The sequence below is a fragment of the Acetobacter nitrogenifigens DSM 23921 = NBRC 105050 genome (assembly GCF_000429165.1).
GTDB lineage: Bacteria > Pseudomonadota > Alphaproteobacteria > Acetobacterales > Acetobacteraceae > Acetobacter > Acetobacter nitrogenifigens.
Genome location: NZ_AUBI01000003.1, coordinates 382,308 through 401,727, shown reverse-complemented (window position 1 = coordinate 401,727; position 19,420 = coordinate 382,308). Strand labels below are relative to the sequence as shown.

The 19,420-nt window shown below is 62.0% G+C and carries 16 protein-coding genes; 12 read left to right on the top strand and 4 right to left on the bottom strand.

Annotation, left to right across the window (positions count from 1 at the left end; genetic code table 11):
- Window positions 1–50: 50 nt before the first annotated feature.
- The 5 genes from G442_RS0106760 (at window position 51) to G442_RS0106735 (ending at window position 6,589) form a co-directional block, all read left to right on the top strand.
- On the top strand, window positions 51–998 hold the full coding sequence (locus tag G442_RS0106760) for a peptidylprolyl isomerase (protein ID WP_026397380.1): 948 nt from the start codon (window positions 51–53) through the stop codon (window positions 996–998).
- A gap of 211 nt (window positions 999–1,209) precedes the next feature.
- Entirely contained in the window at window positions 1,210–2,445 is a 1,236-nt protein-coding gene (gene argJ / locus G442_RS0106750; protein WP_026397379.1) for a bifunctional glutamate N-acetyltransferase/amino-acid acetyltransferase ArgJ, read from the top strand.
- A 119-nt stretch (window positions 2,446–2,564) separates the two neighbouring features.
- Complete coding sequence (locus tag G442_RS0106745; RefSeq protein ID WP_026397378.1) at window positions 2,565–3,209, top strand: RDD family protein; 645 nt, start codon at window positions 2,565–2,567, stop codon at window positions 3,207–3,209.
- 79 nt (window positions 3,210–3,288) lie between these two features.
- The gene (locus tag G442_RS0106740) at window positions 3,289–5,856 is read left to right on the top strand and encodes a mechanosensitive ion channel domain-containing protein (RefSeq protein WP_026397377.1); all 2,568 of its coding nucleotides are present in this window, start codon (window positions 3,289–3,291) and stop codon (window positions 5,854–5,856) included.
- The gene (locus G442_RS0106735; protein WP_026397376.1) at window positions 5,843–6,589 is read left to right on the top strand and encodes a 2OG-Fe dioxygenase family protein; all 747 of its coding nucleotides are present in this window, start codon (window positions 5,843–5,845) and stop codon (window positions 6,587–6,589) included. The genes G442_RS0106740 and G442_RS0106735 overlap by 14 nt, the downstream gene beginning before the upstream one ends.
- Window positions 6,590–6,629: 40 nt before the next feature.
- On the opposite strand, the gene G442_RS25720 is transcribed toward G442_RS0106735, so the two are convergent.
- On the bottom strand, window positions 6,630–6,938 hold the full coding sequence (locus G442_RS25720) for a hypothetical protein (RefSeq protein ID WP_051292034.1): 309 nt from the start codon (window positions 6,936–6,938) through the stop codon (window positions 6,630–6,632).
- A gap of 214 nt (window positions 6,939–7,152) precedes the next feature.
- Window positions 7,153–7,470, bottom strand: coding sequence for a hypothetical protein (locus G442_RS26100; RefSeq protein ID WP_246789356.1), 318 nt, complete (start codon window positions 7,468–7,470; stop codon window positions 7,153–7,155).
- On the opposite strand from G442_RS26100, the gene G442_RS0106725 reads away from it, so the two are divergent.
- The 4 genes from G442_RS0106725 to G442_RS21195 all read left to right on the top strand — a co-directional run bounded on the left by G442_RS0106725 (window position 7,351) and on the right by G442_RS21195 (window position 13,035).
- Window positions 7,351–9,150: a TonB-dependent receptor plug domain-containing protein gene (locus G442_RS0106725; RefSeq protein ID WP_246789355.1), complete on the top strand. Its 1,800-nt coding sequence runs from the start codon at window positions 7,351–7,353 to the stop codon at window positions 9,148–9,150. The two genes, G442_RS26100 and G442_RS0106725, sit on opposite strands and share 120 nt — an antisense overlap.
- A gap of 379 nt (window positions 9,151–9,529) precedes the next feature.
- A complete protein-coding gene (locus G442_RS0106720) occupies window positions 9,530–10,318 on the top strand; it encodes a deaminated glutathione amidase (protein ID WP_026397374.1) in 789 nt (262 codons plus the stop codon).
- A gap of 586 nt (window positions 10,319–10,904) precedes the next feature.
- Window positions 10,905–11,564: a response regulator transcription factor gene (locus tag G442_RS0106715; RefSeq protein WP_026397373.1), complete on the top strand. Its 660-nt coding sequence runs from the start codon at window positions 10,905–10,907 to the stop codon at window positions 11,562–11,564.
- A 1-nt stretch (window position 11,565) separates the two neighbouring features.
- Window positions 11,566–13,035 carry a sensor histidine kinase gene (locus G442_RS21195; protein WP_084440418.1) on the top strand — a complete coding sequence of 490 codons (1,470 nt, stop codon included), beginning with the start codon at window positions 11,566–11,568 and terminating at the stop codon, window positions 13,033–13,035.
- On the opposite strand, the gene G442_RS21190 is transcribed toward G442_RS21195, so the two are convergent.
- The gene (locus G442_RS21190) at window positions 12,991–14,223 is read right to left on the bottom strand and encodes a hypothetical protein (RefSeq protein ID WP_051292032.1); all 1,233 of its coding nucleotides are present in this window, start codon (window positions 14,221–14,223) and stop codon (window positions 12,991–12,993) included. The genes G442_RS21195 and G442_RS21190 overlap by 45 nt on opposite strands.
- Window position 14,224: 1 nt before the next feature.
- Window positions 14,225–15,268 (bottom strand): hypothetical protein, encoded by a 1,044-nt coding sequence (locus G442_RS0106700; protein ID WP_026397372.1) that lies wholly within the window; start codon window positions 15,266–15,268, stop codon window positions 14,225–14,227.
- Window positions 15,269–15,384: 116 nt separating this feature from the next.
- Here G442_RS0106700 and G442_RS0106695 point away from each other — a divergent pair, with 116 nt between their 5' ends.
- The 3 genes from G442_RS0106695 to rpe all read left to right on the top strand — a co-directional run bounded on the left by G442_RS0106695 (window position 15,385) and on the right by rpe (window position 19,266).
- Window positions 15,385–16,740: an RsmB/NOP family class I SAM-dependent RNA methyltransferase gene (locus G442_RS0106695; protein WP_026397371.1), complete on the top strand. Its 1,356-nt coding sequence runs from the start codon at window positions 15,385–15,387 to the stop codon at window positions 16,738–16,740.
- A 48-nt stretch (window positions 16,741–16,788) separates the two neighbouring features.
- Window positions 16,789–18,339, top strand: coding sequence for a Rossmann-fold NAD(P)-binding domain-containing protein (locus G442_RS23870; RefSeq protein WP_026397370.1), 1,551 nt, complete (start codon window positions 16,789–16,791; stop codon window positions 18,337–18,339).
- A gap of 246 nt (window positions 18,340–18,585) precedes the next feature.
- Window positions 18,586–19,266 carry a ribulose-phosphate 3-epimerase gene (gene rpe / locus G442_RS0106685; protein WP_026397369.1) on the top strand — a complete coding sequence of 227 codons (681 nt, stop codon included), beginning with the start codon at window positions 18,586–18,588 and terminating at the stop codon, window positions 19,264–19,266.
- Window positions 19,267–19,420 lie beyond the last annotated feature (154 nt).

Below are 19,420 nucleotides of genomic sequence, written 5' to 3'. Positions count from 1 at the left end.
TCCACGGTCGGCCATGATGCCCGTCACTCGAATATTCAGGGTTTGTTCTTATGCGGTTCACCAGCCCGGCCTCCCTTCTTGCAACGGCGGCCCTGCTTGCTCCTGCCCTTCTGGGCCACGCTATCGCGGCTCCCGCCCCGGCGGCCGCTCCTGCAGCGGCCCCGGTCGCCGCGCCGCCCGCACCTCCTTCCGACCCCAACATGGTCGTCGCCACTGTGAACGGCGAAAAAATCACGCTGGGCGATCTGCGCCAGGCCGCCGCCACCATGCCGGCGCAACTCCGCCAGCTTCCGCAGAACATGGTGCTGCCGATGCTGGTGAACCAGCTGGTCGACCAGAAGGCGATCCAGATCATCGCCCATAAGGAAAACCTGCAGAACGATCCTGAAGTGAAGACGGCGATGGAGACGGCGGCGACGAACGCCCTCCAGAACGCATGGCTGTCCAAGCAGGTGACGCCGCTTCTGACCGACGCCGCCATCCAGGCGAAGTACGATCAGGACTACGCGAAAAAGGCGCCTGAACAGGAAGTTCACGCCCGTCACATCCTGCTGAAGACCGAACCCGAAGCGCTTGACGTCATCAAGCAGCTCAAGGGCGGCGCCGATTTCGGCACGCTGGCGACCAAGCTGTCCACCGACACCGGCAGCGCCAAGAACAATGGCGGCGATCTCGGCTGGTTCAAGAAGGGCGACATGATCCCGGCGTTCTCCGACGCCGCCTTCTCCATGAAGCCCGGCACCTACAGCCAGACCCCGGTGAAAAGCCAGTACGGCTACCATGTGATTCAGGTGCTTGAGACCCGCACCGTCCCGACGCCGAAACTTGACGAGGTCAAGGACAAGATCCGTCAGCAGCTGATCCAGGACGACGTCCGCGCCGCCGTCAGCAAGGCCGCCGCGCAGGTGAAAATCGTCCATTACGGACCGGACGGAAAGGTCGTCCCCGACACCCCGGCGACAGCGCCCGCCGCTGCTCCGGCGACGCCCAAAAAGTAAGCTCCGATCGACTTGCGGCGGCGTTTTCCCGCCGCCGCAAGTTCATGGTCAAGTATGGGCGCCACGAGAATACGGCGCTTCATCTGCTGCAAAGGGCGTCGTTTACGGCGCCCTTCTTGCGTTCTGGCCCGATTTGGCCACACCGTTTCGCCCTGCGATGCATCTCCCTGCAACTGCACGCTGTTTCCATTCTGCTCTGAGGTCCCTTTCGATGGCCAAGCCTTTGCCGATTTCTCCCCTCGCCTCGCCCCTGCCGCCTCTCGGCGTCGTTCGCGGCGTCCGGCTTGGCGCCATAGCGGCGGGAATTCGCTACAAGGGTCGAACCGACCTCGTTCTGGCGGAATTCGACGAGGGCGCCTCCGTCGCTGGCGTCTTCACCAAATCGAAATGCCCCGGCGCGCCGGTCGACTGGTCGCGCGAGTCGCTGCGCAACGGCGTGGCGCGCGCATTGGTGGTGAACGCAGGCAACGCCAATGTTTTCACCGGCCGGGCCGGGATCGAGACCTGCCGCCTGACGGCGGAAGCCGAAGCAGGGCTGGCGGGCTGCGACGCTCATGAGGTCTTCCTCGCCTCGACCGGCGTCATTGGCGAAGTCCTCCCGGCCGAGCGGATCACCAGCGCGCTTCCCGACCTGCGCGCCGCCCTGTCGGAAGACGGGTGGGAAGCCGCTGCCCGCGGGATCATGACAACCGACACCTTCCCCAAGGCGTCCGTCCGGCAGGTTGAGGTCGGGGGCGTCGCCGTGACGATACAGGGCATCGCCAAAGGCAGCGGCATGATCGCTCCGGACATGGCGACGATGCTGTCCTTCATCGCGACGGACGCAGCGCTGCCCTCCGCCGTCCTTCAGACACTTCTTTCAGAAGGCGTCGGGCGCAGCTTCAACGCCATCACGGTCGACTCCGACACGTCCACCTCGGACATGGTGCTGCTGTTCGGAACCGGTAAGGCGGGCAATGCGCCGGTGACAAGCGCCGCCGATCCGGCGCTTTCCGCCTTCCGCGAAGCGCTCGACGCCGTGCTCCTCGATCTCGCCCTGATGGTCGTCCGCGACGGCGAAGGCGCCACCAAGCAGATCCGCGTCGCCGTGAAGGGCGCGGTCTCCGACGCTTCGGCGCGCGTCGTCGCCATGGCGATCGCCAATTCTCCGCTGGTCAAGACAGCGATCGCAGGCGAGGACGCCAACTGGGGCCGCGTGGTCATGGCTGTAGGCAAATGCGGCGAACCCGCCGATCGAGACCGCCTCTCCGTTGCGATGGGCGGCGTGACCATCGCGAGCGAAGGCGCGGTCGCCGCCGGATACGACGAAACCCCCGTCGTGGCGCACATGAAAGGGCAGGACATCGAAATCGACGTCGATCTGGGACTTGGCGACGGCGTAGCGACAGTCTGGACGTGCGATTTGACGCATGGCTACATCGATATCAACGGCTCCTACAGAAGCTGACGCTTTCAAAACTTTCCGACGAAAATCCGGGCGGTTCCACGGTCCCGAGCAGACGATCACAGGAACCGATCCGGCGCAGGATCTCCGCCCCCGCTCGCCGCCAGTCAAGGAACACGCGCATGTCCAACAGCCTGCCTCCAGGATGGGGTCACACAGGGGGCTCGCAAGGAAACGCCTATGGCGGCGTAGCGCCCGATCCTTGGGCGACTGCGACGGGCCGTCCATATCCGAGCCAGATCTGGGTTTATGCAGGTTTCTGGGTCCGGGTAGGCGCTGCCCTGATCGATCATTTCATTCTTGGGCTGTTCAGCGCCGTTCTCAGGTTTTTCTCGGCTCCCGCCCTGTCGATCGAATGGATGGGGCACGGAGACGCCCGCTCCATCGACGTCGCCTGGCGGCCAGACGCTCAGGACGCTGCGTCCTCGCTCCTGCTGACCCCGCACATACATGGCGAGCCCCTCGCCTGGGCGCTGACCACGCTGATTCCCCTGATCTATTTCGCGGGTCTGGAAGCCTCTCCGCTATGCGGAACACTCGGCAAACGCGCGCTGGGCCTGAGAGTCTGCGATCCGAACGGAGACCGCATCGGACTTCCCCGCTCGGTCGTACGCACACTGGTCAAGACGTTCATATCTTACCCGTTCCTCTGCATCGGCGTCATCATGGTCGCGTTCACCCGACACAAGCAGGGGCTGCATGATCTGGTGGCCAACACGATCGTCCTGCGTGAAGAGCGCCCGACACGGTTTACCGGCCCCGCCTGACCTCCTCCGGTCGCCCTCGGGGTTGATCGGACGCGGCAACGCTCGTAGCCACGGTAAAGGACAGTCCGAAGGAGCAGGAATGATCGTCACAGCGCCCCGCAGGCCGAAGTTACGTCACGCGAACGCTACAGCGCCTGTCACGCGACGTATGGGACGGCTTCTCGGGATAGCGAGCCTCCTGCTTCTGACATTCGGCGCCCTATCGCCGGCGCGCGCCGACGCGCCCGGCGCGACGGCCGCCTCTTCGACTTCGGGTGCGCCGTCAGGCGCCCTTTCGCCGAAAGAGGCGCAGGAACTGCTGGGCGTTCTCAACGATCCGAAGCAGCGTGACGCCTTCACGCACACCTTGTCGCTGATGGCGCGCGGGGCGCAGCAGGCTGGCGCCACGGCCGCGACGACGCCTGCGAATGCCAGCGCGACGAGCTCCTCCATCGTGACCCCCGAAGCGGTTGCGTTGCATAGCGGCCTTTCCTCCCTTGGCCAGCGCGCACGCGCTTATGGCCGCAATTTCCTCGGTCTGTTCAAAGACCTGCGTAGCGTCGGCGTCTGGTTCGACCATCAGATCGCCAACCCGACGACACGGCAGGTGTTGATCGACGCATTTACCCGCGCCGGGCTGATCGTCATCGTGGCGCTCGTGATCGAACGTGCTCTGGTGCTTGTGATAGCACCGAGGTTGACGGCCATAGCCACGCACGCCGCGACGCGCGAAAAGCGGCTCAACGGCGCAGGCGCCGATGACAATGAAGCGACGCCTCCTGATGGAGATGCGTCCGCTGCGGACAACGCCGCTGTTACCGACGCACTCGCCTCGGGCGCCAGCGCGGGGACCATCGAGACTCTGCAGACACGCGCAAAGGACCAGCGCAGACAACGAGAAACACTGCGCTTTCTGAGACGCGCGCCATACACGCTGGCTCATTTCGGCCTCAAGCTGATGCCCGTGGCCGTTTTCATGGGCGTCAGCTACGGCGGCGCCGAGCTGGCGACAAGCACGCCGCAGGCCGAGGCGACGACGATCATTCTCGCCGGCGCCTACGCGGTCGCGCGCCTTTTGTTCGTCGTCGTCGAGTCCGTTCTCGCTCCCCGCTCTCCCGCCATTCGCCTGGCCCCTGCGAGCGACAGCGTCGCGCGTATCTTGACACGGTGGTGGAACGTCCTGGTCGCTGCTCCGGCCGCCGTGCTTTGCCTTTCGAACCTCGGAGAACAATTCGATCTGAGCGCCCAGGGCACAGAAGCTGTTATCCGTACCGTCGTCCTGGTCGAACATGTCATCATCGCGATCTTTATATGGCGCATGCGCCCGCTCATTACGCGCGCGCTCAACCGTCAGGCGCCCCAGACCCAAAGCCCGTTCTGGACGTTCGCGCTGACGCTTGCGAAAGCCTGGTGGATTCCGGCGCTGTTCCTCGACGCCGCCCTGTGGCTGGTCTGGGCGGCCCATCTACGAGGGGGGTATCTCTGGATTCTGCAGACCCTCGGCCTGACCGTGGCCATCGTGATCGCGTCTCGCGTGATAGCCATCCTCGCCTACGGCGCGCAGGACCGCCTGTTCCGTCTTTCGCCCGAGATGCAGGCCAAACGCCCGGAACTGCAGAAACGAGCAGATCGTTACTACCCGTTCGTTCGAGCCGCGCTTACTGCGACTGTCATGTTCGTGAGCATCGTGGCGTTGACGGAATCCTGGGGCCTCTCCACCGCGCATTTCTTCCTGTCGACCGATCTGGGCCGTCATCTGCTCGGCGCCGTTATCACGCTGTTTATAGCCCTCGTCGTCGCGGCCATCATCTGGGAGACAGTGAACGACCTGCTGAACCGTCAGCTCGAACGCTACAAAGAGAACGCTCAGGCGGCGCGCGCGACGCGCCTTCGGACAGTGCTGCCGATCATTCGCACAGTTCTGCTGACGATCATCATCATCATCGTCGTCGTGACGTCGCTGTCGCAGATCGGAATCAACGTGACGCCGCTGCTCACGGGCGCAGGCATCATGGGCGCGGCGATCGCCTTCGGTTCGCAAAGTCTGGTGAAGGACTTCATCACAGGCTTCTTCATGCTGGTCGAAGACGCGATACAGGTCGGGGACTGGGTCACCACTGGCGGCGTATCCGGCGTCGTGGAGCACCTTTCGATCCGCGCCGTGCGGGTCCGCGCCACTAACGGCGACCTGCACATCATCCCGTTCTCTTCGGTGTCGACCATCGCCAACACGGGCCGCGACTACAATCAGGTCATCATCCACCAGAAGATCGACCTGTCCGAAGACGTGGCGCGCGTCGTCGCCGTAATGGCGAAAGTCGTGGACGAGATGCGCGAAGAGGACGACTTCAAGAGCATGATCTATTCCGGCTACAATGATCTCGGCGTCGATCTGAGCGATGGCGACGGCACGGTCACGGTGGGATCGATCCGCACCGCCCCCATGATGAAATGGAAGGTGCAGCGCGAGTTCTATCGGCGTCTGGGCAACCGCCTGGTCGAGGCCGGCATAAAATTCTGCGTGCCTATGGCCTATACGGCCACGCCGCCGGGCGGCGCTCTGCGCGTCGCGGTGGACGGCGGCGCAGCGACGACCCCGCAGCCGACAAAAAACACACAGGCGAACGACACGCCTGACAGAACGGAACACGACAATGGCGAGGCTTGAAGGACAAGGCGCGCAAGATGCGCTGGAGAAGGTCGAAGCCGCGACGCGACGCGAGCATTTCGCCATCGTCCCGGCCAAGGACATGTCGTCTCTGCTTCACGCATATGGGCTGACGGACTGGGAAGGCTTCGCCGCAAGCTGGGACCGGCTCGGCGTGGATCGCTACATGGCCGATGGGGGACGATATCGACGGCGCCGACACGCGAATTTCGCGCTTAGCGGGGACTCCGTCGTGCGCAAGGCGCATCAGCCGCATTATCAGAGCCGCGATTACAACGCCTTGAATGGCGGCGTGGAGCGCTGGTTCGCGCCGGTCGAGCCAGGAATTGGCGAGCACCCCGCCATGCATGCGACACTTCGCCTGACGCGCCAACTGGCTGACGACCTGACTCCGGACGCAGCCCGTCCCCCCACCTGGCATGCCGAGGTTCATCAATTTCGCATTGAAACCCAGGAAAACCAGACGGGGCGGCCTACACCGGAAGGGCTGCACCGCGACGGCGTGGACTGGGTGCTCGTTTTGATGGTTCGACGAGAGAACGTGGCGAGCGGCGACACCACCATTCACGACCTTCAACGCCATAAACTGGGAAGCTTCACGCTCTCCGCGCCAATGGACTCAGCGTTTGTCGACGACAACCACGTGTATCACGGCGTTACCCCGATCACGCCGGTCGACCCGTCCCGCCATGCGTTTCGCGATGTTCTGGTCGTAACGCTACGTCATCAATAATGCGAGGCCAGGACGACCGATACGCTACAGCCCCGCGTGGTCAGTAAGGCCAGGCGCCCGAATAATGCGCCGCGTGCCAGCCCACCAGCAACATCGCCGTCACGAACGCCATTGCCCCGACCATCTGAAAAAGCTCGCGGGTCGCAGCCATATCCATACGGGTGTCCGCAGCCACCCGTGCAGATGACGCTCCCTCTGACGGAGCAGCGGGACACATGGGAAGCAGGCTTACGTCGCTGACGGCGTCTGGATGCGGCGGCGCGCTCACTGCCTGAGACGTTTCGACCCCCGGCTCCCCCATGTCGCTTTCATCGGGATGCCCGCCCCCGGTCACCGCTGCTTGATCCATCCACCCTCATCACTATCCGAGTCTGCTTGCTACATCGCGTCGCGGGCGTCATACGCAAAGCGGAGCCGCGACGTTACTTAACGTCGCGGTAAGTTAATGCATTTAGGCATGTCGGGTGAACTCATATTCCCGCTAGGCCGCCGTTAAAATGCGAAGCTCCGTGACAGCCCAGAAAGACACCCGCCGTCGCGGCCGGCTCACGCGGAAAAAAATGTTACTGCTGGCGTCCGCCATGATGTCCGCTGTCGTGATCGACACAAAGGCCTCCGGCGCTCAGGCCCAGACAATCGATTACGACACGTTCGAAACGATGTTCGGAGAACCCGTAACATCTTCCGCGACGGGCAAACCGCAGCGTGAAAGCGAACTTTCGGCAGATACGCAGATCATCACAAGCGACCAGATTTCCCGAATGGGCGCGAACACCGTCCCCGGCATCTTGCGTATGGTTGCGGGAGTAGACGTGCGCCGTTACGGCATGATCGACGAGAATGTCTCCGTGCGCGGCAATGACGCCGCAGGCGGATCGCATACGCTCGTGCTTCTCAACGGACGCCAAGTTTATCAGGACGGATACAATTTCATGGATTGGGGCGTGCTGCCCGCAGCCATTGGCGACATTCGACAAATCGAAGTCGTGCGCGGTCCAAACTCGGCACTTTACGGATTCAATGCGTCCGGCGGCGTCATCAACATCGTCACGCGCGACCCCTTATACGAAAGCAGGAGCTTTGTAAGCGTCAAAGGCGGCAGTCAAAATTATTTTGGCGGTTCTCTGGTTATCTCTCACAAATTCTCGGACGGGTTCGCCGCGAAGCTCACCGTCGATGGAATGCGTTCGAAAGAGTTTTCGCCCAGAGAAGCTATAAACGTGACGCCTACCGTTATGACGTTTAAAACGGCGCTGGATTTACGAGGAAAAATAACACCCAATATCGACTGGCTTTTTTCCGCTTCGGCCAGCAAAGAGCGGCAGGCGTTGTGGCTCGATTTTGGCTCCTATGTTCACACGGCCCCCACGATGCGAAGCCTTATGACCAGGATAGACGCCGACACAAGCTGGGGACTTCTTGAACTAAAAGCCTACAGTAACCGATATTCCACAGAAAACGATCTCGCTGTCACTGCCGTTGGCGAGAATTTTCCGATAAATTTCGATTACACCACCACGACCACTGTCATACAGGCTTCCGATATCATCGCCCTGAACAACGCCAACGACATTCGTCTGGGGGCGGAATACCGCAATACCTCCCTCGCAGCAAAATCATCAGGTCAATTACTCGGATCTCAAATCGAGAACCTTGCTGCGGCCTCAGCTACCTGGACCTGGCGTATCGCGCCGCGCCTTACCATGACGACAGCATTTCGGCTCGACGCGCTGACAATCCCCACCCGATCGTCACGAACTATATATCCGAGAGTAAAGTCAGATTCATTTCAATATATAGAACCGACTTTCAATACGAAACTTCGATATGACGCTGTCGACGCAGGTATCTTCGGCATTACTGTCGCGCGAGGAGTGCAATTACCCCCGCTGTTTGATTTTTCCCCCAGCACGATGTTCGGTCCGGTCAACTTTAAAAGCAATTCTTCCCTTGTTCCTGCAACCACGATTAATGTCGGCGCCGATTACTCACGCAGACTCCCAAAGCTCAACGCCAACTTCACGCTGGCGCTGTTCGCCCAAAGGACGAACAACATGCTCGGCACGCCTTTCGCAACAAATTTCACCTTCGTCCCCCCTGCGCAAATTCTGGTCAGCCCTCACAACTATGGACGCGTGGACGATATTGGCGGAGAGGCGAAACTGGACGGGAAGACCCATGTCGGCCTGCATTGGAGTATTTCCTACGCAATGGCGTCGGTCCGCGATCTGGATCAATCGTCACCAATCAACTTTCAGCGACAGACGCCCGTCAACAGCGTTATTGGCGGCGTCGATTACACGCGCAATAAATTCGAAATCAGTGCACATGCCCGGTGGCAATCGCATTATCAGGATGTGCAAGCTAACTTCAAAACCCTGAACCTTGAAAACGTCATGGTCAGAAATTTTGTCACGATAAATGCACGAATCGCATGGAACTTAAGCAAGCATTTCGTGATTTCATTAAACGGAAATCAACTCAACGCCCCATCTATTCGCACGACCGGAGGCATCAGAACTCAAAGGCAAATTATTGGCGTGCTGAAGGCTGATTTTTAAAGTTCGTGCAAAATAAAAATAATCAAATATTGCTTGATAAATAATTTATAATTAAAAATACAATACAAAAATTTATAAATCATGCTAAAAATATGACAATATATAGTCCGAAATCCACAAAAAAACATTTCATGACTTATTTAAAAACAATATTCAATGAACGGCATGCCGCAGTCGTAAAACCTGAAATTCATTTTCAGCGTTACCGCCGTACGTTTCCACGATCATCAAAATCCATCGTTTGGCATACCCCAGCTCACACCACATCAACAATATCCAGCTCCACGATTATCCCTCCGTACACTTTCAACCTGAAAAGTCGGCGGGGCTGCCTGACCGTGCTATGAAGCAGCACCCTTGTCATCCCTGCAGGACACCCATGAAAATCGCTCTCGGTCAGTTCGCCGCCACCCCCCGCTGGGAAGAAAATCTTGCCACCGCCATTGATCTGGCGCGGCGTGCATCGGCCGAAGGGGCTCGCCTGCTGCTGCTGCCGGAAGACATCCTCGCAGCCGACATGCAAGACCCGGACCTCACGCTACGCGCAGCCCAACAACTCGACGGGCCGTATGTCACGGGACTGATCGCGGGGCTGCAAGGCCTCGATCTTACGGTTTCGGGATGTATTTTCGTTCCTGACGGAAGCGGTCGCGTTTACAACGTCCATATCGTCGTCTCAGCGCAAGGTCTGATCGGCACGTACCGAAAACTGCATCTCTACGACGCCTTCGCCATGAGGGAATCCGACAGACAGACGCCGGGCGCTGAAATCGCGCCACTGATCGAGATCGACGGGTTCAAGATCGGATTGATGACCTGCTATGATGTGCGTTTCCCCGAACTAGCCCGGGCGCTCGCGCTGAACGGCGCTGAACTGATAGCCGTTCCGTCCGCCTGGGTGCGCGGTCCCGGCAAGGAGTGGCACTGGGAGGTCATGCTGACCGCCCGCGCGCTGGAAAACACGTGTTATGTGGCAGGCATTGGCGAATGCGGCCCACGGAATATCGGCTGCAGCATGGTCGTGGATCCGCTCGGCGTCGCGGTTGTACGAACAGGGCAAGATCCCGATCTCCTGTTTTGCGAAATTTCCAAAGAACGAATCGCCAAAACGAGGGCCACTCTACCGGTCTTGCAGAACCGCCGCTTCGCAGACCCCACGCTGCGGTAGCCGCCGACGCCTTCCAGGACGTAAACACGAAATGGCCACGCTCATTGTTTGCCACGTCCCCTTACCACCCCCTTCGCCGGGGCGGCACGCAAGCGACAGCGCGCAATTACGCCTCCGCACCTGAACTCGCGCTGACGCACAACTGCGGCCGTCAGCACGTTGCCAGCGCACACCGAGACCTACCCGACGTTACGCATGGGCGCTTTCTCTCTGCGGGATGTCTCTGTATGCGGCGGTTTTCCAGGAGGCACCGTCGCGAACCGTTCCTGTTCCACTTTTGGACGACCAGTCCACGAACGTCAGGGGACGCAGAACCTAATGCGGGGGCCTGAACGACGCCTTCTTTCCGCTCAACATCTCTGCGTTACCGACACTTCAGATGCATCATTGTCGTCAAAATGCGCGCAGTTCGCTTCGTTTCTTTCCATTGAACCCCATTGCCCCGCAGTCAGTTTGACCACGAGCCTGAGCGCATCGTAGCAGTGGGGGCTGTGGCGCTGGCGACCCTTTACGCAACGGCGATGCCATTCGCCTATGCGTAAATCGTAACGCCGCGCGCTGCCTGTCCGCTGATTGGAGGTTTTTCATGCGCCTGCTGGTTATCGAGGACGAGCCCGCCCTCGGATCGGCCGTGCTGGCGAAGCTCCGCTCCCACGGACACGCGGCAGACTGGTACTGCGCGCTGGAAGATGCGCGCTCTGCTCTCGCCGCAACAGACTACGACCTTCTTGTGCTCGATCTCGGTCTTCCCGACGGAAACGGCCTCGACCTTGTCCGCAGCCTGCGATCCGAAGGCGCAAAACTCGGGATCCTCGTTGCAACCGCGCGAGATCAGATCAGCGACCGGATCGCAGGCCTGTCCGAGGGAGCGGACGATTACATCGTTAAACCCTACGATCTCGATGAGCTCATGGCGCGGATCGACGCAATTTCACGCCGCAATCCCGCCTACGGCGGCGCCGTTGTGACGTTGGGCGACGTCGAGATCGACCTCACTCGCCGCAGGCTCTCACGCGCCGGCGCGGAAATAGATCTTACGGCGCGCGAGTGGGCGGTGATCGAGCTGCTGGCTCGACGACCTGGCGCAATCTGCTCACGATCACGGATCGAAGATGCGCTGTACGATCATCAGGAGGATATCGAGAGCAACACCATCGAAGTCTTCATCAGCCGCGTTCGCAAAAAAATCGGGCGTGACATTATCCTTACAGCGCGCGGCCGGGGATATCGCCTTGCCGATCCCTGAAATCCATACGCCGAAAAATCCGAATGACCACGGTTCGTGGAGCCTGTCCGCCCATATAGTGGCGGGGGTCACGGCAGCGGTGCTGGGCTCGCTGCTAGTGCTCGCTCTGGCGCTGGCGGCGTTCACCCGTTTCGAGGTTACCGAGCGTCTGGACGATTCCTTGCGTGAGGTGGCGGAACGGCTTGTCTATATCGTCGCCTTCACGCCAGCGCGACAGGGCGGCCCTCAGATCGCGATTCTGCCGGGGATCGGCCCGCGGGCGCTCGCCTACCAGGTCACAGATGCTGCCGGACGCGTTATCCTGCGCTCCCAGAATGCACCGGAAGAACCTCTCGTCACGCCTACTGTCCCAGGTTTTTACGACCGACCGCATTTCCGCGTCTTCGTCAGCCTGTCCTCCGACAAGCAGCATGGCGTTCTGGTCGCCGAACCATCCTTCCACCGCCTGGAAGCGGTCCATCGCGCCATCGTCATCGCCACCCTGCCGATCCTCGTCCTCGCACCGGTCGTATGGCTTCTCGTACGCTGGATCGTCCGGCGCGGCCTGCGGCCAGTCGACGCGCTTGGCGCTGAATTGCGCCGACGCGGCGGCGGTTATCTCGATCCCGTCTCCGCCCCGGACCTCCCTGTCGAACTGACCGCCATCCAGAACGCAGTGAACCTGCTGCTCCATCGGCTGGACAAGGCGCTGTCGGCGGAGCGCGCTTTCGCCGCCAACGCCGCGCATGAACTGCGTAACCCTATCGGAGCCATCCTCGCGCAGGCCCAATTGCTGCAAACGCTTCATGCCAGCCGGATGGAACCGGAGGGCGCCCACCGCACGATCGCCGACGCCACGCCTGGAATTGAAACCTTGATTGCGCAGGTTCGGCGACTGGGCGGGATCACCGATAAACTACTGCAGCTCTCCCGCGCGTGGTCAGGCGTCGCCTTACGAAGGGATCGTTTCGACGTGATCGACCTTGTGGCATTCGTGTCGGAGGAACTGGAGCGACGCGACGGACGCGCCGACAATCGCGCAGCCGCCCGCATCCGGTTTCAGCCCGGCGCATCCCGCCGGATGATGGTGGAGGGCGATCTGGACGCCGCAGGGCTGCTTTTTCGCAACCTGATCGAAAACGCCCTCAGTTACGGTCAACCTCCAGCCGATGGGGGCCCAACCGTCACTATCATGCTTGCGGCAAGCAACGTCGTCGAAATCATCAACGATTGCACAGCATTGGCCCCGGATCTGCTTGCAGGAATCGAAACGCCGTTCGTTCGCGGCCGCCATGAAAGCCCCGGCAGCGGACTCGGCCTCGCCATCGCGACCACCATCGCAACCCAGATGAACGCACGCCTCGATCTCATCTCGCCGATTCCCGGAACGACCCGAGGATTTCTCGCTCGCATCACGTTCCCAGATCTTCAGGCGACTGTGGCGCCGTTAGCGCCCGGGCGCACCATGAGCACGAGCGCCCGGCGTCACTGACGCCACACCGGACCGGGTCGGCAGGCGCGCCGTCACATCGAGCAGAATTTCCGCCACGCGCACCCGTTCAACTGTGTTCAGCCCGATCGACATATTCTCAAGGTAGTGGGACGCAAGGCGCTCGATAAGAAGTCGAAAGTCAGTCAGATGCGTGAAACACGCACCAAGCGAGGCAAGATTGCGTAAGCGCCGCACGCCCCGCTCAAAGACGGTCATGAGGCTATCCGGCCACGCGCCGTCGGGCCAGGAAATAAGCAAATCCTCATCGACCAGAAACGCAAACTGCGTGTACGCCAGACGCGCGGCGGCGTGCTTCAACTGCGTCGCAGACCCCACGTGCAGACCGCACCGACTGGAAAACCGGATCAACGCCGAAACTGCCGCGAACTCTGGAACGTCCATCCAGATCAACGGCCTACGATCCGCTCGGCGTGCCGGTCTGAGATTCTCGATCTCCCGCCGAAGACATTCGCAATGCTCTTCCATGATGTTGAACGCAGCCGCCAGCGCCTGATCACAGATGTCGAGATGCAGCCCCGGATCCACCGTCGTCAAAGCCACGGTGCGCGCAGCGGGAAGCGCTATGTCGATGTCAATCCGCCCGGCCAGCAGCAACAGCAGCCCGAACCGCCACGCCAGTTCACCCTCTGCGACAATGTCGGTCAGAGCCTCTCGCAACACAGCGGACGATGGACGAGCAGGCGCAGGATCGGCCCCCTGCACACACAACAATGACGCGTGCCGGTAGATGGCTGCGAGCGGCGCGACCAACTCCGTTACCTGCACCGCATCCAGATGCGACGCTGCTGCGATTTCGGTCAACACGATCGGCGGGATGGGGCGAGAGAGGACCTCCGCCGCGCGCGCCCACAGCATTCCCGTCGCACATTCGAGTGGATCAGCACGCTCGGGCTCGGTCAGAGGATCGCGCGGTGGAAGCCGCTCCCCTGCGCCATGGCTGACAAGACGCTCGACAATATCCGCATCCGGGTAGCAATCGAAAATCCAGATTTTCAAAGGATTCAACAGCGTGTCCGGCACAGCGCAAAAAGCTCCCGCGCGCCAACGCTCCAGCGAAGTGAGAAGCGGCCAGAGCGGCCTGAACAACAAACCGGACGCGCTCGCCACTGCATGGTCCGGACTGTCCCGGACGTGGCTCTTGCTGTCGCGAAGGGAGGAGAGTTTCATCCTAGATATCTCCGACTTCCAGAATGATTTCCGCCCTCAGGATTCGTTCGTTGCGCGACATCACGTAGACAGTGTGGTCAACCTCCGGGGGCCAGTCTGACAATCGTGGACGCAGCGCGCTGGCGAGAAACGCCTCGTCGCCCGTCAGACCTCTTTTGTGCGTTAGAAGCTGCGCCAGAGCGACGAGATCGCCCAGCGCATGGGAGCGCGATGGAGAGTGCGCGATCTCTCTTGCTAACAGACAAAATCTCGTCCAGCCGCGCAGCGTCGACAGATCAGCAAAAAGTTGCGGCACAGCGTCGCGATAGGCCGCGATCATGCCTTGCGATGTCAAAAGGTCGCGCAGCGTGGCGTACATCGCCTCGACACGTCCCAGCGCCGCCGTCGCGACATTGCACAAACGGCGACGAATCGTCTCGCCCCTGTCGTCAGGCAGCGCCTCGGAGAGCGTCGCGACGGTGTCCCGCAACAGGGCCAAACGAGGCGGCGTGGCGGATACCGACGTAAGAAAGTCAGCTCCGGCGCCAATCGAATTCGCCATTCCCGCCTCGACCAGCACCCCGGCGAGCCATCGAAACACCCTCGGGTCGATTATCCAGCCCGCCGCATGGGAGACGAGGCGTCTGCGCAGATCGACCCTGCGCCGGGTCATTTCCGGAGCCACAGCTCGGGCGAGGGTCTGGGCTTCCCGCCCGGCGAACCCGGCGGCGGCGGCGCGCAACGTTTCACGCATCACGAGACCGGACGTCACCCGCCGCAATCCCGACACCCCTTGCAAGAGCGCGCGGTCAAACACGCTCACCCGAAAGCCGAAATCATCGATACATTCAGGCGACACAACCAGCACGCCCGTCCCGAAAACATTCAGAGCGAGAGCGTCCAGCGCTCCTCCCGACTGCGCCCGCACGGCGACACCGCCGATCAGCGGGCTGGTCGTCGGAAGAAAATACGTTCCTGCAGAGGAGGCCGCCGTGACGGCCGACCCCGCGAACGCTACGAAAGCACCGGAATAAGGGGCTATGTGCTGCTCGAAACGGATCTCCATGGTCCGGGCTGTGATCCTGCTTGCGGCTACGGATGCCGGTGTTACGGCGTAAACGGCTGGCGCCGCGACGGATGACGTGTCATGTCGTCGGCCAGCGAGCATTCAAACCGGAAACGATGAACATTCCGTCAAACCCCAAACCGGCCGCCCGATCGGCGTCACGTAGCCACACAAAGCGCGGCGCCTCCCCGGCCGCCGAACGTCCTGCTGCGTCGTCGGACCCGACGCGCGACATCGCGTTCGATATCCTGCGCGGCGTGATCGAGAACCGGCGTATGCTGGAGACAACCCTGTTGCGCTCGCCCGAGGCGCGCGCCGCCGACACGCGCGACCGGGCCGCAGCCCACCGTCTGGCGGCGGCTGCGCTGCGCCACCTCGGGACTCTGACGACGGCGCTGGAGCCGTTCCTGCGCAAGGAGCCGCCGGAGCCCGTGCGTGCAGCGTTGCTGCTCGGCGCTGCGCAATTGCTGTATCTTGAGACGCCGCCGCACGCAGCCGTAGGCACCACCGTCGACCTCCTGAGGCGACGCGGCCTTGCGCCCTTCGCGGGGCTCGCCAACGCCGTGCTGCGACGCGTTGCGACGCAGGGCCCGGCGGTTCTCGAAGGACTCGATCAGGAACGTCTGGACGTCCCGCCTTGGCTGTGGACGTCGTGGAAGCACCTTGGACCGGGCGTGGCCAGAGTGATCGCGCGCGGACTGGCGCATGAAGCGCCGCTGGACATTTCCGTCCGCCCGGACGCGGAAGCGCCCCCCGAAGCCGAGCGACTGCCGACAGGCTCCTGGCGCCTGCCCGCGGGAACGCGCGTCACGACGCTCCCCGGTTTTGACGAAGGTGCGTTCTGGGTGCAGGACGCCGCCGCCGCGCTGCCTGCGCGTCTGCTCGCAGTTCAGCCGGGGGAACGGGTCGCTGATCTGTGCGCCGCGCCCGGAGGAAAGACTGCGCAGCTTGCCAACGCTGGCGCCGTGGTCACTGCTATCGAACGTGATCCGGCGCGTCTGGAGCGTTTCAAGGAGAATATCGTCCGCCTCAAACTGGATGTGACCACGATCTGCGCCGACGCCACTGCATGGACGCCCGATGCGCCGCTAGACGCCATCCTGCTCGACGCCCCGTGCTCGGCCACCGGCACTGGTCGTCGCCACCCGGACGCGTTGTGGATCAAGCGGCCTCGCGATCTGGAGGCCCTGACCGAAGGACAGGACGCTCTGCTGGCTGCGGCGTTCCGGATGCTGAAGCCGGGCGGCCGTCTGGTCTACGCCGTGTGTTCTCTCCAGAAGGAAGAAGGGCCGGACCGCGTCGCCGCCGCCCTGCGCATCGGCTTCACCGCCGATCCTTTCCGGCCGTCCGAACTGGCCGACATTCCCGAAGCGCTGACGCCCGAAGGATGGCTGCGGACGCATCCCGGCCTGTGGCCCGAGTTGGGGGGCATGGACGGCTTCTTCGCCGCGCGCTTCATCCGCCCCGCGTGACGTGATCGGGGCGTCGCCGCACACTACGCTGACGAATCGAGAGCCGACATGACGGAAGACGATCTCTCAACGAAGCCGCCTGCCCCCTTCTCCATTCCCCACATCGACACGGTGGAAGGGCGGCGGACGTGGCGGGCCATGATCACGCATGCGCCGCATGTCGGAACCCTGATCAATTACATCGACGCCCGACAGAAGACGTCATCGGAGCGCGCCCTGCGCTGGTATCAGCGAGAATTGTTCGAAAACCGCTTCTTTCGCATCCCGTCTCCCGTCACCGCCTGCATGATCCGGTCCGGCGACGCCATCACAGTGACTGAAAAAAAATCGGTCTGCGGGCACAAGACGGTCTTCCGCTTCCCCGACGCGCCGGATCTACTGCTTTGCGCAAGCAATCTGGGCGAAGGTTTTCCCCTGAACACGATCCTCATGCCGTCCCTGCGATGCGGCCTGAATTTCGGAACGCGCACGTGGACGATCGCCCCCGAAGAAGCTGAAGACGCGATCACGATATTCGCGGCGGAGAAATGGCAGCCCGTTCGCCCTGCAGCCGACGTCGCCGCCGTTTGCGGCGATCCCAATTTCGCACATATGCTGTGGAACCAGCTTCCGGCTCTGCGAGAAGCCGCAAGCTTGTCGCAGAGCCGGACGCCGCCACCCACCATCGTCACGTTTTTCGAACCCCTTGGCGATATCGGACTGCTGACGCCGGAAATCGCGCACTGGCCGGTGGAACGCTCGACACGCTATGCAATGCCGAACGAACCGGGGCGGGCCCTGTTCTGCTTCGGCTCGACGCGGATAGACCCGCAAACACGCGCCACCCTGCATCGATCGGCGCGGGACGCGATCGCGACGGACGCCGCCAGAGTGCTGTCCGCTCGTCTTGACGGGCGACGTCCCATCGTGTGGGTCAGCGTCAGGACTCGCAACAGAACACCGGTCAACCAGCACGAATTTCTTACGGGCCTCATCGCCCGGCTGCTCGCGACCTGGCCGAATGCGGTCGTTCTTCTCGACGGGCATTCCATCGCGGAGGACGTTCGCAAACGCGGCGCACCCCTCTCCGCGCTCCTGGCAGAAAACGATTGCGAGGACCTGATCACGCAGGAAGACGTCAAGTCGCGCCTGACCGCCGCGCGGGACGCGGAGGAGGTCGCCGCGATTGTCCGCGCAGTTGAAACCGAGACGCCCGCCTATGCAGAGCGCGTCATCGACGCCAGCAACCTGTCAATCCTGAACTCCATCGCCCTCGCGGCGCGCGCCGATTTCTACGTCTGCCATCACGGGTCGGTGCAGCATAAGATCGGCTGGACGACGACGACGCCGGGGGTGACGCATTCCAACCGACGCGTAATCGAACGCCGCCCGGCTCACTGGGTCATGGATCAGGCCGGGCACGACACGGCCCCGGTTTATTTTCCCGAAGATCTGATCGTGGACGTCGTCGATACGGCGTCTGTGGCGCAGGGCGACGTCGATGACAACGCACGCTCGCTCCACAGCGAGAACTATCGGTTCGCGGACGTGACGGCAACTATCGATTTCACGCTGGAAGAACTGGCCCGCTTCCATGCACAGCCTCCCCTGCGTCAGTAACGTTCCCTGGCGCCAGTCAGAAAGCTCCACGACAAACACCTCAAAGAACGGCGGCGTGCATACGCCCGCGCTTAAACGGCGTTAACTGTTCCGCTGTTATCCTGCGAAGCGCCTTTTCGAACGAACGACAGCCGAATCTGATAAAACAGGATGTGGCGGAAGTAAGGCGACGGCGCCCCAACATGACCTTCTCAACCGTGCAGAAGACCTGTTGCGCGCCGCCTCGGGATTATCGATAAAGCAAAGATGACAAAGAACGCGCCGCTTCTCGTCGCTCCCAGCATTCTCTCCGCCGATTTCGCTCGCCTTGGCGAAGAAGTGGCGGCGATCGACGCAGCGGGAGCGGACTGGATTCACCTCGACGTCATGGACGGACACTTCGTCCCGAACATTTCCTTCGGCCCGGCCGTCATAAAAGCGTTGCGGTCGCATTCGCGTCTGCCGTTCGACGTGCATCTGATGATCGAACCGTGCGATCCGTATCTGCAGGCTTTCGCCGAGGCCGGCGCCGACCACATCGTCATCCACATCGAAGGTGGGCCACACGTTCATCGCTCGCTGCAAACGATCAGGGCGCTCGGCAAGAAAGCCGGGGTCGCGATCTGCCCCGCGACCCCGGCCTCAGCGCTGTCCGAAATTCTCGACCTCGTCGACATCGTGCTTGTCATGACGGTCAACCCCGGCTTCGGCGGTCAGAAGTTCCTGCAAAGCCAGTTTGGAAAAATTCGCGAAATCCTCTCGATGATCGAGAAATCCGGACGAGCGATCAGGATCGGCGTCGACGGCGGCGTCGATCGGGACACCGCGCCGATGGCTATCGAGGCCGGGGCAGATTTTCTGGTCGCGGGCAGCGCGGTTTACGGCCAAGACGACTACGCAGCCGCCATAAGTGCGTTGCGATCGGCCAGCCAGGGAACCGACTGCTGATTACCTTGAACGCCTGCATCACACGTCACATCGACGCTGCGCCGCACATCATCGCTTCCGCCCCCTTCGGGAGACGGCCCACGCCCCTCGGTCACAAGGCCAACCGGAGCGACGGGAGTCCGGGCATGGATCGCCGTTCCGAAAAGGAGCGCCC